2 protein-coding genes are annotated in these 15,834 nt (G+C 74.6%); both read left to right on the top strand.

Annotated elements, in window-relative coordinates; all coding sequences use genetic code 11:
- Nucleotides 1-194 precede the first annotated feature (194 nt).
- Nucleotides 195-1,937, top strand: coding sequence for a fatty acyl-AMP ligase (locus ACWCPI_RS34110; RefSeq protein ID WP_451041824.1), 1,743 nt, complete (start codon nt 195-197; stop codon nt 1,935-1,937).
- A 126-nt stretch (nt 1,938-2,063) separates the two neighbouring features.
- Nucleotides 2,064-15,818, top strand: a complete 13,755-nt coding sequence (locus ACWCPI_RS34105) for an SDR family NAD(P)-dependent oxidoreductase (protein ID WP_451041823.1) — start codon at nt 2,064-2,066, stop codon at nt 15,816-15,818.
- Nucleotides 15,819-15,834 lie beyond the last annotated feature (16 nt).

Raw genomic sequence — 15,834 nt, 5'->3', positions numbered from 1 at the left:
GTGCTACTCGCCGGTAGCAAGTTGAACGGGGGGGTGCGGGGAGCGGCGCGTCGGCGCCATGGCTCCTCGGCGGGTCGTCGAGGCGGAACGTCCGGCAAGGGGGCCGGGTCCGGCCGGGCGTCTGCACGTGGTTCACACGTGACCCTCGAACTCCAGTTCCTCGCCCACCGATCCAGACAGGTGAGACTCGCACTATGGTTCGTTCCCTGGTCGATCTCCTGACCACGCATGCCGCGCACCACCCCGACCGGACCGCCTACCGCTTCCTCGTCACCGGCGACTGCGACGGGGAGGTCCAGGAGATCTCCTACGCCCGTCTCGCCGAACGCTCCCGGGCCGTCGCGGCCTGGCTGCAGGAACGCGGCCTCACCGGCACCCGGGCGATGCTGCTGTACCCGCCGGGTCTGGACTTCGTCTGCGGCTACCTCGGCTGCCTGGCCGCCGGTGTCGTGGCCGTACCAGGTGTTCCGCCGCAGGGACGTGGTCACAACCACCGCGCCCTGACCCGGATGAAGCGGCTCATCGCCGACGCCGACGCCAAGGTGATCCTGGGGGGCCGCGAGGTGATCACCGCGCTGGCCGGCGCGACCGAGCACCTGCCCGAGCTCGCCGACGTCATCCGCGTCGCCACCGAGGACATCCCCGACGAGGCCGCCGCCTCCTGGCACGATCCCCGTGTCACCGCCGACTCGGTCGCCTTCCTGCAGTACACCTCGGGCTCCACCGCCGCACCGCGCGGCGTGGTGGTCACCCACCAGAACCTGCTGGACAACGCGCGGGTGATCAGCGAGCGCATGGGCCACACACCGGACGTCGTCGACGAGTACCGCCACGAGATGTTCGTCAGCTGGCTGCCCGTCTACCACGACATGGGCCTCATAGGTCCGGTCCTCAACACCCTCCACCTGGGCGCGACCGCCACCCTCTTCTCCCCGCTGCACTTCCTCCAGCAGCCCGGACGCTGGCTGACCGCCATCAGCCGCTACCGCCCGCACACGAGCGGCGGCCCCAACTTCGCCTACGAGCTCTGCCTCAAGCACGCCGGGCCCGAACTGCTCGACAACCTGGACCTCAGCAGCTGGAAGGTCGCCTTCAACGGCGCCGAACCCGTACGCGCCGCCACCCTGCGCCGTTTCGCCGACACCTTCGCCCCGGCCGGCTTCCGCCGCGAGGCCCTCTATCCCTGCTACGGCCTGGCCGAGGCCACCCTGATGGTCACCGGCGGCACGGTCCACACCCCGCCCACCCTGCTCCAGGCCCCCCACACCGGCCCGCACGCCGGCGAGGCCGACGCCGCGGCCGTCAGCTCCGGCCGCCCCGGACCCGGCGTCACGGTCGCCGTCGTCGACCCCGAACGGCGCGAGGAACTGCCCGAGGGCGAGGTCGGCGAGATCTGGGTGCGCGGTGCGAGCGTCGCCAAGGGCTACTGGCGCAACGCCCTCGCCACCCGCGAGACCTTCCGCGCCACGCTGCCCGGCCACGAGGGCCGCTTCCTGCGCACCGGCGACCTCGGGTTCCTGTGTGCCGGCGAGCTTTTCGTCACCGGCCGCCTGAAGGACCTCATCGTCGTCGACGGACGCAACCACTACCCGCAGGACCTGGAGCTGACCGCCGAGATGGCCCATCCGGCCCTGCGCCCCGGCTGCACCGCGGCGTTCTCCGTCGACGGGGGAACGCCGGACTGCGTCGGAACCGGCGGCGAACAGGCCGTCGTCGTCGCCGAGATCGCACCGGACTCGGCGTCCGAGGCAGAGAAGATCATCGACGTCGTCCGCAGCGGAATCGGCGAGGCCCACGGCCTGCCGGTGCGTGAGGTCGTCCTCGTCCGGCCCGGCACCATTCCCAAGACCTCCAGCGGGAAGATCCAGCGCCACGCCTCCCGGGCGGCCTACCTGAACGGCACCCTCGCCGTCATCGAGGAACCCGCCCTCGACTGACACCGCCGCCACCGTCGTACTCCGCCGCGTCGCGTCGCCCGCGGCGGCTGTACGGCGCGTGCGCCCTGCCCGCCGTAGGGCCGCCGCCCTCTCCTTTGTCCACCCTTCACGAGGACACCTGTCTAGATGCCTGCGCACGAGTCCCCGAAGCAGTCCCCCGGCCCCCTGCTGACGACACCGCAGGAGGTGCGGGCCTGGCTGGAACCGGCCGTGGCCGAGGCGGCGGGGCTCGACCCGCTGGCGGTGGACCCGCACCGGCCGATCGCCGAACTCGGCCTCGGTTCACGGCAGTTGGTGACGCTGGCCGCCGAACTGTCGGCGCTGACCGGTCGTGCCCTGGACCCGTCCCTCGTCTTCGACCACCCCAGCGTCGCCGCGCTCGCGGAGGCGGTGTTCGACGACACCCCCGCCGGCGCCCCAGCGGTGTCTGCCGCCACCGGGGACACGGCCGTGCGGGCCGCCGACGACATCGCGATCATCTCCATGGCCTGCCGCTTCCCCGGCGGCGCCGACACCCCCGAGGCGCTCTGGCGGCTGCTCGCCGCCGGGGAAGACGTCATCTCCGACGCCCCGCAAGGGCGCTGGGACACCCGGGCGCTGCTCGATGCCGACCCGGACGCGACCGGCAAGGCGTACTCCCTGCGCGGCGGCTACCTCTACGGCATCGACCGCTTCGACGCCGGCTTCTTCGGGATCTCGCCACGCGAGGCGGCGGCCATGGACCCCCAGCAACGGCTGCTGCTGCAGACCGCCTGGGAGGCCGTCGAACGGGCCGGCCTCGTCCCGGACACACTCAACGGCAGCCCCACGGGCGTCTACATCGGCCTGTACGACAGCGGATACCTGGCCGCCGCCTCCCTGGACCAGCTCGACGGGCACGTCGGCACCGGCTCGGCCGGCAGCGTGGCGTCCGGCCGTATCGCCTACACCCTCGGCCTCCAGGGCCCCGCCGTCACCGTCGACACCGCCTGCTCGTCGTCCCTGGTCGCCCTCCACCTGGCGGCACGGGCCCTGGCCGCCGGTGAGTGCGACCTCGCGCTGGCGGGCGGCGCGAGCCTGCTGGTGACCCCGCGCGGGCACGTCGAGTTCAGCAGGCTGCGCGGGCTTTCGCCGTCCGGGCGGTGCAGCCCCTTCTCGGCGGACGCCGACGGAGTGGTGTGGGCCGAGGGCTGCGGCGTGCTGCTGCTCAAGCGGCTCGCGGACGCGCGTCGCGACGGCGACCGGATCCTCGCGGTCGTCAAGGGCTCGGCGATCAACCAGGACGGCCGCAGCCAGGGCCTGAGCGCCCCCAACGGGCCCGCTCAGGAACGGGTGGTGCGCGCGGCCCTCGACGCGGCCGGGCTCCGGCCGCACGACCTGGACCACGTCGAGGCCCACGGCACCGGCACCCGGCTGGGCGACCCCATCGAAGGCCGGGCCCTGTCCGCCGTCTTCGGACCCGACCGCCCGGCCGACCGCCCCCTCGGCATCGGCTCCCTGAAGTCCAACATCGGCCACACCCAGGCCGCCGCGGGCATCGCAGGCGTCATCAAGACCGTACTGGCCCTCCACCACGAACGGATACCGGCGTCCCTGCACGCCGACTCCCCGACCGAACACATCGACTGGGCGCACGCCGGTCTGCGCCTCCTGCGCGAGGCCCAGGCGTGGCCCCGCGACCCCGAACGCCCACGCCGCGCCGGCGTGAGCGCGTTCGGCATCAGCGGCACCAACGCCCACGTGGTCCTGGAGGAAGCCCCCGAGGAACAGCCCTCGGCCCCTGGCATCCTCCCCGGCCCCACCCTCTTCCCGCTCTCCGCCCGCACCCTCCCCGCGCTGCGGCGACAGGCCGACCGCCTGCGCGAAAGCCTCACCGGACAGCCCGAGCCGGCGCTCCCCGCCGTGGCGGCCACCCTGGCCCACCACCGCACCCACTTCGAGCACCGGGCCGTCGTGCAGGCCGGCGACCGCGACGAACTGCTCACCGCACTGCGGGCTCTGGCCGAGGCCGAGTCCGACGCGGCCGGCATCACCGGCCCGCGCCAGGCCGGCCGGACCGGCAAGCTGGCGTTCGTCTTCCCCGGCCAGGGGGCGCAGTGGACCGGCATGGCGCAGGACCTGCTCGACCGCGATCCGGTGTTCGCCGACGAACTCGACCGCTGCGACGCCGCCCTGCGCCCCTTCACCGGCTGGTCGGTGGCATCCGTCCTGCGCGGCGACGAAGGCGCCCCGCTGCTGGACCGCGTCGACGTCGTCCAGCCGGTGCTCTTCGCGGTGATGGTGTCGCTCGCCGCCGTGTGGCGGGCCCGGGGCGTCCGGCCGGACGCGGTCGTCGGACACAGCCAGGGAGAGGTGGCCGCGGCCTGCGTCGCCGGGGCGCTCGGCCTCAACGACGCGGCGGCTGTGGTCGCTCTGCGCAGCCAGGCCCTGACCGAGCTCTCCGGCACCGGCGCGATGGCCGTCGTCGGCCTGCCGCACGCCGACGTCGAGGACCGGCTCGCCGGCCTCGACGGCACGATCGGCGTGGCCGCCGTCAACAGCGGCCGCTCGACGGTCGTCGCCGGGACCGTGGACGCCGTGCAGGCACTGCTCCGCGACCTCGAACGGCAACAGGTCTTCGTCCGCCGGCTCGACGTCGACTACGCCTCGCACAGCGCCCAGGTCGAACCGGTCCGCGCCACCGTCCTCGACGAACTCGACGGCATCACCACCTGCCCGACGTCCGTGGCCTGGTACTCCACGGTCACGGGCGAGCCCGTCACCGGTGAACTCGAAGCCGACTACTGGTACACCAACCTGCGCGAACCCGTCCGTTTCTCGGCCACCGTCGAACGCATGGTGGCCGACGGCTACCGCTGCTTCGTCGAACTCGGCCCGCACCCGTCGCTGCTCACCGCCCTGCACACCGTCGACGAGGACCTCGTCGCCGTCGGATCGCTGCGCCGCGACGAGGACGGGCCCGCCTGCCTGGACCGCGCCGCGGCCGAACTCCACGTACACGGACGGCGCGTCGACTGGCGCCGCCTGGTCCCGCACACCGGCCCCGCCGACCTGCCGACCTACGCCTGGGACGACCAGCGCCACTGGACCGAACCCGCCGCCTCGGCCACCACTCCCGGCCTCCTCGACCGCGCCGCTCACCCGTTGCTGGGCGTCCAGCTCCGGTCGGCGGACGCGACCCGCTGGACCTTCCGCGACGAGTGGTCCCGGGCCACCGCCGACTGGCTGCCCGACCACACCGTCTTCGGCCGGACCGTGGTCTCGGGCACGACCCTGATGGAACTGTGCCGAGCCGCCCTCGCGGTGGCCCGCCCGGACGCCCCCGCCGACGTCACCGACCTGCTCCTGCTCGCCCCGCTCACCCTGCCCGAGAACGGCACCGTCGAGGTGTCCGTCGAGGTGACCACCGCCGGGACCGCACCGGAGATCACGGTCCACAGCCGGCCGCGCGGTCAGGACCCGGCGGACTGGACCCTGCACGCCACCGCGTCCGCCGCCGCACCCGCCACCGACTCGGCCGACGCCCCACCGACCTGGCCCGAGACCGTCGAACCGGCCTGGAGCGAGGACACCTACGAGCGGCTCACCGCACTCGGCCTCGGCTACGGCCCCGCATTCCAGGGCGTACGGCAGGCCGTCGCGACCGGCGACGAGATGCTGCTGGCCCGCCTCTCACTGCCGCCGGTGGCCCGCGACACGGCCGACCCCTATCCGGTGCACCCGGCGCTGCTGGACGCCGCCCTGCAGGTGGCCGCCGCCCTCGACGCCTCCGACCGGCGGGTGCTGCTCCCGGTCGCGGTGGCCCGCTGTGTCCTGCCGCCCGGCGGCGCGACGGACCTGACCGCGTCCGTGCACCGCACGGGCGGCTCCGACACGGACCTCACCCTGGACATCGGCCTCTGGGACGACGACGGCTTCCCGGCGGGCCGCCTGGAGGGGGTCCGCCTGCGGGCGGTGAGCCCCGCCGATCTGAACCGGTCGGAGAACGCCCGGCACCTGTACGAGGTGGCGTGGACCACCCTGCCGGACAAGCCGGCCGAGACACCCGCGACGGCGTGGGCGGTGCACGGCGACCCCGCGGACCCGGCCGTCGCCGCCGCCCTGAGCGACCTGCGCGCGGCGGGCGTCCCGGTCACCGACGAGGGCGCCGACACCGTCGTACGCCTCTGGCCCCGCCCGCCGACCGGCACCGCACCGGAAACCGCAGCCCACGACCTGGCCGCCACGGCACTCGCCGAACTCCAGGCCCTGGTCGCCCTCCCGCCGGACGAAGCGCCCACGCGCACCGTCTGGGTGACGCGCGGGGCGATCGCCGCCGCGGCCGGCGACGCGGTCCCCGGGTACGCCCAGTCGGTGCTGTGGGGCCTGGCCCGCAGCGCCCGCGCGGAGCACCCGGACCTGGGGCTCACCCTGCTCGACGTCGACGGGGGCGAACCGTCGCTGCGCTCGGCCGTCGCCCACACCGATGAGCCCGAACTCGCGTTGCGGGGCGGCCAGTTGTCCGCACCACGCCTGGTGCGCGCCCGCGCGTCGGCCGCCGAGCGCTCCGTCCCGGTCCCCACCGCCGACACGGTCCTGATCACCGGCGGACTCGGCGCGGTGGGCAGCCACATCGCCCGTCTGCTCGCCGAGAACGGCGCCCGCCGCCTGCTGCTGACCTCCCGTCAGGGCGATCGCGACCCCCGCGCGGCCGCGGTCACCGCCGAACTGACCGCGCTCGGCGCCGAGGTCGAGATCGCCGCGTGCGACGTCGCCGACGCGGCGGCCGTGGCGGACGTACTGAACCGTTGCGGGGGCGAGTCGCCCCTGCGCGGCGTGGTGCACTGCGCCGGCGTCCTCGCCGACGGCGTGCTGGCCGAGCTGACCCCCGAGCGCCTCGCACAGGTGTTGCGCCCCAAGGTCGACGGCGCCGCCCACCTGCACCGGCTCACCGCCGGCCTGCCGCTCGACCTCTTCCTGCTGGTCTCCTCCGCGGCGGGCGTGGCCGGGAGCCCCGGTCAGGCCAACTACGCCGCCGCCAACGCCTTCCTCGACCAACTCGCGCACCACCGAAGGGCGTCGGGTCTGCCCGGGGTCTCGATCTCCTTCGGCGCCTGGGCGGGGGAGGGGCTGGCCGCCGAGCACGCCGACCTGGAGCGGATGGCCCGCCTCGGCCACCGCGCCCTCACCCCGGACCAGGGCCGCGAACTCACCGAGCTGGCCCTGCGGCGCGACATGGCGCACGCGGTCGCCTGGGCCCTCGACCTGCCCCGGCTGCGGTCCGCCGCACCGACGGGCGGCCTGTGGCGCTCCCTGCTCCCCACGCCCCGCACCGACCGCGCGGGCGCACGCACTCTGGCGGACCGCCTGGCCCGCCTCCCGGAGTCCGAACGCGCCGCACGCGTTCTCGCCCTGGTCAGCGAGGAGGCGTCCCACGCCCTCGGCCTGCGCTCACCCCGGTCCGTCCGCCCCGATCAGCCGCTGCGCGACCTCGGCATGGACTCGGTGACCGCCGTCGACCTGCGCAACCGCATCAGCGCCCGCGTCGGCACCAAGCTCCCCGCCACCCTGCTCTTCGACCACCCCACCCCGGCCCGCCTCACCGAGTACCTGCTGACCGGGGTGCCGGCCCTCTCGACCCGGACGGACCGACGGGCGGCACAGCCGCCCGCGATCACCTCCGGTGAGCCGATCGCCCTCGTCTCCATGGCCTGCCGCCTGCCCGGCGGGGTCACCGACCCGCAGGGCCTGTGGCGCCTGGTGGCTCAGGGCCGGGACGAGGTGGGGCCGTTCCCGGCGGGCCGGTGGGACGTCGAGTCGCTGTACGACCCCGACCCGGACGCCCCCGGCAAGTCCTACGCCCGCGAGGGCGGCTTCCTCGACGACATCGACTCCTTCGACGCGGGCTTCTTCGGCATCACCCCGAAGGAGGCGGCGGCCATGGACCCCCAGCAGCGCCTGCTTCTGGAGACGGCCTGGGAGTCGCTGGAGCGCGCCGGGATCGTCCCCGCCGACCTGGCAGGCAGCACCACCGGGGTGTACGTCGGCATGTTCGGCAGCGACTACCTCTCCGGCACCCGGCTCGACCAACTGGACGGCTACGTGGGCACCGGCTCTGCCCTGAGCGTGGCCTCCGGCCGGCTCGCCTACACGCTCGGGCTGAACGGTCCCGCCCTCACGGTGGACACCGCGTGCTCCTCCTCACTGGTGGCCGTCCACCTGGCGGCACAGGCGCTGCGTGCGGGCGAGTGCGACCTCGCGCTCGCGGGTGGAGTCACCCTGATGGTCACACCGCAGACCTTCGTCGAGTTCAGCCGACTGCGCGGCCTGTCGCCGACGGGCCGCTGCCGCTCCTTCTCGGACACCGCCGACGGAGCCATCTGGGCGGAGGGCGCCGGCATGGTCGTACTGAAACGACTGAGCGACGCCAGACGCGACGGGGACCTGGTCCTCGCCGTGCTGCGCGGCACCGCCGTCAACCAGGACGGCCGCAGTCAGGGCCTGTCGGCACCGAACGGCCCCGCGCAGGAGCGGGTGATCCGGCGCGCGCTCGAACAGTCCGGCCTGCGCGCCGCCGACATCGACCACGTCGAGGCCCACGGCACGGGCACCACCCTCGGCGACCCGATCGAGGCGAACGCCCTCGCGGAGGTCTTCGGCACCACACGTCCGCCGGGCCGCCCGCTTCATCTCGGCTCGCTGAAGTCCAACGTCGGCCACACCCAGGCCGCTTCCGGAGTGCTCGGCCTGATCAAGGTCGTGCAGTCGCTGCGCCACCACACCCTTCCGCGCACCCTGCACGCCGACACACCCAGCCGCCACGTCGACTGGGCCGGCAGCGGACTGAGCCTGCTGCGGGAAGAAGTGGCCTGGCCCGCGTCGACGCAGCGGGTGCGGCGAGCGGGCGTGAGCGCCTTCGGGATCAGCGGCACCAACGCCCATGTGATCGTGGAGGAGGCCCCGGCGCCGGAGAGCGGGCCCGCGGGCGAGGCGCCCGAGGCCGAAGCACCGCGCGCGAAGCGGCTGTTCGTGCTCTCGGCCCGCAGCGATGCGGGCTTGCGCGGACAGGCCGCGGCCCTCGCCCGTCACCTCGCCGCCGACCCCGCCCCGCTGCCGGACGTCGCCCACACCCTCGCCCGCCACCGCGGTCACTTCGAACACCGCGCGGCGGTCATGGCCGAAGACCGTGAGGAACTGCGCGCCGTCCTCGCCGAGCTGGCCGACGGACGCATCACGCCGGCACCGCCGCGGGAGGAGCAGACCGGCAAGGTCGCCTTCGTCTACGCCGGACACGGCGGTCAGTGGCCGGGCATGGGCCTGGACCTGATGGCCGATTCGCAGGCGTTCAGCGAGGAGCTGACCCGGATCGACGAGGCGGTGCGACGGCACGCCGGCTGGTCCGTGCTCAACGCGCTATGGGCGCCGGAGGAGTTCTCCCCGCTGGAACGCACCGAGTACCTGCAGCCCGCGCTGTTCGCCGTGAACGCGGCACTGACGGCCGCCTGGCGCTCGCTCGGCGTCGGTCCGGACGCCGTCGTCGGCCACAGCCTGGGGGAGATCGCCGCCGCGTACAGCGCGGGCGCCCTCGGCCTGGACGACGCCGTCGCGGTGGTGACCGGCCGTGCCGGGACCGTCGCACCCGTCGCGGGCAAGGGCGGCATGCTGTCCCTGGACCTGCCGCACCCGCGCGTCGAGGAACTGCTCGCGCCCTACACCGGCCGGCTGTTCGTCGCCGCCGTCAACAGCCCCCACTCCACGGCCGTCTCCGGCGACGGTGACGCCCTGGCCGAGTTCCGCCGAAGCCTCGACGCGCTGGGGATCGAGTCCCGGCCGCTGTCGACCCCCTTCGCCTCGCACACCCCGCTGATGGCACCGCTGCGCGACGAGCTGATCGGTCGCCTCCCGGCCGCCCCGACCGCACGCGCCGACACCCCGCTGTACTCCACGGTGCTCGCCCGGCCCGTGGCCGCGGACCACCTGGACCCCGCCTACTGGTACGCCAACCTCAGCGAGCCGGTCCGCTTCGCGGACACCATCCGCCGCATGCTGGACGACGGCCACCGCTACTTCGTCGAGCTGAGCCCCCACCCCTCGCTCGGCTCGGCCATCGAGGCGGTCGCGGCCGAGGCCGGCGTCGACGCGGTGAGCGTCGGCACACTGCGTCGGCAGCACGGCGGACGGGACGTACTCCTGCGCGCGCTGGGCGCGTTGTACACGGCGGGTCACACGCCCCACTGGCCGGCACTGTTCCCGACGGGCCGCCGCGTCGACCTGCCGACCTACGCCTTCGACCGGGAACGCCACTGGCTCGCGCCCGCCCCGGCGGCAGCGGCCGGCGCTTCACCCCTGCTCGGGACACACATCGAGGCCAGCGACGAGACCGACCGGCACCTCTTCCAGAGCGAGGTGGACCTGCGCGACGGCCGCTTCGCCTATCTGAGCGACCACCGGGTCACCGGTGAGACATGGCTGCCGGGCGCCGCCTTCCTCACCATGGCGCTGGAGGCCGCGACGACCGTGCGGGACTCCGGCGACGTACGGCTCACCGACGTCACGTTCGTCCGGCCGCTGCGCCTGGACGAGTCCCGGCCGACGCTGCTGCAACTGGTCCTGCGTCCCGCCGTCGACGGCGTGCGGGACTTCACCATCGCCTCGGCGCCCGCCGACCGCGGACCCCGCACACGCTGGGAGCACCACGTCAGCGGTCGCATCGCCGTCACGTCGGCCGCATCCGCCACCGACTCGGGCGAGGCGCTCGCCGAACTGCGCGCACGGTGCACGGAGCCGGCGGACCTGCCGGCGGTCTACGCCGCCCTCGGCGCCCTGGGCATCGACTACGGCCCCGCCTTCCGGGGCCTGCGCTCGGGTCGGCGCACCCGCTCCGCGAGCCTCGCGCGACTGACCGACAGGCCCGCCGCCGGCCACCTGCTGCACCCGGCCGTCCTCGACGCCGCCTTCCACACGGCCGCACTGCCCGAAGACGCACCCCGGGGACGGGCGTTCGTCCCCGCCGGCGTCGCACGCCTCCACCACACCGGCCTGCGCACCACCCCCGCCTGGGTGACCTGTGAACTGCGGTCCGTCTCGGGCGACACCGTCACGCTCGACCTTCGCCTGTACGACGAGAAGGACCGGCTGCTGCTGGAGGCGCACGAGGTCCGGCTGGCCGCGCTCTCACCCCTGGACGGCGCCCTGTTCGAGACCCGCTGGCGACCCCGGCCGGCCGCCGCGGAGCCGCCCACGCAAGGCAGCTGGCTGATCCTGGCCGACGAATCGGGCATGGCATCGGACCTCGTCGAACGGCTGCCGGCAACCTCGGTGCCCTGCGTGGTCGCCCGCCGCGGCGAGGAGTTCGCGGCCGAGGGCGCCGGCCGCTACGTCCTCGACCCGGCCGATCCGCGGCATCTGACCCGCCTCCTCGACGAGGCCTTCGGGAACGAACCACCCGAGCGGATCGTGCAGTTGTCCGCGCTCGACGCGCCCGCGATCCAGGACCGCGGCACCGCCGAGGAGGCGGCCCGATTGTGCTGCCTGGGCACCCTGCACCTCGTGCGTGCCCTCGCGGACCGGAGCAGCGGCCCGGCACCTCGCCTCTTCGTCGTCGTCCGGGGCAGCCAGGCAGCGGGTGACAGCGGCCAGGTGACCCATCCTCAGCAGGCGCTGGCCTGGGGTTTCGGCCTCGCCCTGGCGCAGGAGCACCCGGAACTGCGGACCACCCTCGTCGACCTGCCGCCCACGGACGGCGGCGACGCCCTGTGGACCCAGCTGCGGCACGCCGACGACGAACGGCTCGTCGCCCTGCGCGGCCCCGGCCGGCTGGTGCCCAGGCTGACCCGGACCCGCCCCGACGACGGCGGCCACGGCGCGATCACCGAGGACGGTGCGTACCTGATCACCGGCGGCCTCGGCGGACTCGGGCGGGTCGTCGCCGATCGCCTGGTCCGCCGGGGCGCACGCCGACTCGCCCTGATGAGCCGGAGCGCGCCCACCCCGGACGCCCACGAGTGGATCCAGGGGCTCGAAGAACGAGGCGTGACCGTGGTCGTGGCCCGCGCGGACGTCGCCGACCGCGCCGCTCTCACCGCAGCCCTGGACGCCGTACGCCGCACGCTCGGCCCGATCGCCGGGGTCGTCCACGCGGCGGGTGTCCTCGACGACGCCACGATCGCCAACCTGACCGACGAGCGCGTCCTGCGCGTCCTCGCCCCCAAGGTCCTCGGCACCGCACTGCTCACCGAACTGGCACCGGAGGCACGGGACTTCGTACTGTTCGCGTCGGCGGCCGGTCTGCTCGGCTCGGCCGGGCAGAGCCCGTACTCGGCGGCGAACGCCTTCCTCGACGCCTGGGCCCACCACCTCTCCCGCGACGACCGCCGGGCCCTGAGCCTGGACTGGGGCGCCTGGTCGGGAGTCGGCATGGTGGCCGAGTCCGGCGTCCGCGAGACCCAGACGGCCCGCTCCGGGCTGGTCGCCCTCTCCGCCCAGGACGGCGGCGAACTCCTCGACCGGGTCTGGCCCACTGCCCGCCGTCAGCTCGCCCCCCTGGCCCTCGACCGGGAGCTGCTGTCCCTCGACCCGGACACGGCCCGCACCCGCCCGATCCTGGCCGAGCTGGTCACCGCCCCCCTGAGCACGCCCGGCACGGACGACCTCGTCGCGAAGGTGTTCGCGGCGACGACCGACACCGAGCGGACCGTACGACTGCAGGCATACGTACGCGCCCGCGTCGGCGAGGTCTCCGGCGGCGCCGTCCAGGTCTCGGCGACCACGGCGCTGAAGGAACTCGGCCTCGACTCCCTGATGCTGGTGCGGTTGCGCAACGCCTTCGCCCGCGAACTCGGCGTCGAACTGCCCGCCGCGACCGTATTCTCCGCCGCCGACGTCCGCGGTCTCGCCCAGAGCCTCGCCACGGCGCTGCCCGAACGGCTGACCACCCAGCCGGACGAACCGCACGACGCCCCTGACGTACCGGCCACCGAACTGCACCCCGCCACCCGCGACGTCGTACGGCTCCTGCGCAGCGCCCCGCCCGGCATGCCCGGCGCGGCCCACGCCGTCGGCCTGGCCGTACGTCTCACCACGCCGACCACCCGCGAGACGCTCACCGGCATCCTCACCCGCCTCGCCGCACGTCACGCCGCCCTGCGCACCGCCGTCGTCACCGACGAGGGCGGCCGCCGACTGAGGGTGGACCGCGCACTGCCCGAACCGCCGCTGCGCTGGACGGCCGTGGCCGACGACACCGGTTTCGACGCCGCCCACCGGCTGCGCGAGCTGCTTGAGCCGCCGTTCGACCTGGCGTCCGCGCCGCTGTGGCGTTTCGAGCTGCTGGACGGCGGCGTGCGCGGCCAGATCCTGGTCTACGGCGCCCACCACGCCGTCAGCGATCTGCAGTCGCTGCTGCTCGTGGCCGGCGAGATCGACGCCGAGCTGTCGGGTGCCACGCTCGACGACACGGTCGACAACCGGGACATCGCGCTGCTGATCCAGGCCCAGCAGGGCGGCGATCAGGCCGCCGGGGAAGCCGACGGCCCGGCCGGCGCGAGCCGATGGCGAGCGGCCTTCCAGGGCAGTGAGCGGCTCGACCTGACCCTGAGCCGGCCCCGCCCGCAGACCCGTTCGTACCGCGCGGGCAGCGTCACCGTCGCGATCCCCGACGGACTCATGGCCCGCGTCTCGGCAGCAGCGAGCCGCCTCGCCGTGACACCCGCCGCGTTCTGCCTCGGCACCCTGACCGTCCTGCTGGCCAGGAAACGCGAGCGTGAACGCTTCGTCCTGGCCGTGCCCGTGGACACCCGCATCCACGCCGACGCCTACGACGCGGTGGGCTTCTTCGGCGTGCCGGTGCCCTTCCCCGCCGAGGCGAACGCAGGGGAGCGGATCGAAGAGGTGCTGCGCCGCACCGACGGGCGTCTGGAGAGGATCCTGACCAAGGGCGCCATGTTCTCCGACGTGCTGCCGGCGCTGGCCCGGGAGGGGCTGCACCGGGCGAACGCACCGCTGGTGGAGGTCTACTTCAACTACGTCCGAGCCGCGGGGCGGCTGTCCCGGCTGGAGGTGCTCCCGGCCGGCACGGGCTACTCCGACCTCGACCTGATGATCACCATGACGCCGGACGCGGGCCGGATCCGCCTCGACCACAACCTCGACATCCTGGACGCCGAGACGGTCGCCGGGCTGGGCGAGGAACTGCTCGGCCTGCTCGCCCGGACGGCGGACGACCCGACGGGAACGGTCCGTACGAAGCCGGCGACGGCCGAGGCCACGGAACCAACGGTCCGTACGAAGCCGGCGATGGCCGAGGCCACGGAACCGGACCCGGCCGCCGCGCCGACCCGCTCCCTCGCCCTCGCGGCCACCTTCGCCCTCGGCAATCTGCCCCGGATGTGCGGGACGGCGGTCGACGAGTCCGCCGGGGACGGCAGCCGGACGACGGTCGCCGAGGCCCCCTACCACCACGTGCTCGCGAGCCTGCGCGACCCGTCCGGCGTGTTCGTCGACCGGGCCACGACGGTGGGCGTCGTCCTGCTGCGGGCGGCGGACCTGCGACGTTTCGGCCCGGTCGACGACGCGCTGCTCGCCGAACTGCGCACCGCCTACCCGGCCGCCCTGCGCGCCGTGGCCGAACGCACCCGCACCGCGCTGATCGTCGGCTTCCTGCCCACCGCGCAGCGCGAGGAGCGCTTCGAGCGATGGGAACAGCAGGTCGCGGCCGACCTGGCCGACACACCCGGCATCGCCGTCCTCGGCCCCGACGACTGGACCCGCCACCACGCCGTGCAGGACAGGTTCGACGCGCGGACCGAACGCCTGGCCCACCTCCCGTTCACCCCGCACTTCCAGGCGGCCGTGGCGCTGCGCCTCGCCGAGGTCGTCCGATCGGTGCTGCGCCCCGCGCCGAAGGTGATCGCGGTCGACGGTGACGAGACCCTGTGGGGCGGCGTGGCCGGTGAGAGCGGCCCCGAGGCCGTCGACCTGAGCGGCCCGCGGGCCCTGCTCGCCGGCAGACTGCTGCGGTGGCGGGCGGCGGGTGCGCTGCTGATGCTGGTCAGCAACAACGACGAGGACACGGTCCGGGCCGTGCTGGAGCGCCCGGACAGCCCGTTGAAGGCGGAGCACTTCAGCGTGCTCTCCGCGGCCTGGGGTCCCAAACCGGACCGCCTGGCCGAGGCGGCGCGCATGCTCGGCCTCGGCCTGGACAGCTTCCTGTTCCTCGACGACAACCCGGCCGAGATCGCCAGGATGCGCGCCGCACTGCCGCAGGTGCTCTCGGTGACCTGCCCGCCGGCGCCCGAACTGCCCGACTTCCTGGACCGGTTGTGGCCGCTGGTGCCCGCGGCGACCACTGCCGAGGACGCGCTGCGCGCACGGTTCTACGAACAGGAGCGGGAGCGGGACGCGATCCGTGAGCAGGCCGGTTTCGAGGAGTTCCTGGACCAGCTGGAACTGGAGGTCGACATCCGGCCGCTGTCCGATGCCGATGTCGAGCGGGCGGAGCAACTCGTCCGCCGCACCAACCAGTTCACCCTCCGCGCCCGCTCCGCCGACGACGGCGACGTCACCCGGTGGCGGGAAGGCGGTGAGGTCTGGACGGCCGCGGCCCGCGACCGGTTCGGCGACTACGGCCAGATCGGCCTGCTCGCCCTGCGCCAAGAGGGCGACCGGATCGACGTGCGGGCCTGGCTGATGAGCTGCCGGGCGCTCGGCCGGGGCGTCGAGGAACGCCTGCTGTGCTGGCTGGCCGACCGCGCCGAGGAACTCGACTGCGCGAAGGTCCGCCTCACGGCGGAACGCACCCCGCGCAACGCTCCGGCCCGCCGCCTGCTGTCGGCGCTGGGCGGCGGCGACCAGGACGACGACCGGCTGGAGGCCGTGGTCACGCCGGAACAGCTGCGGATGTTCCGTTCCTGGCGGCGGCCGTGAGGCCATGGGCGCCGCC

It is taken from the genome of Streptomyces sp. NPDC001920 (assembly GCF_053594495.1).
Note: the sequence above shows the minus strand (reverse complement) of the source record. Positions and strands in the feature narration are given on the sequence as shown.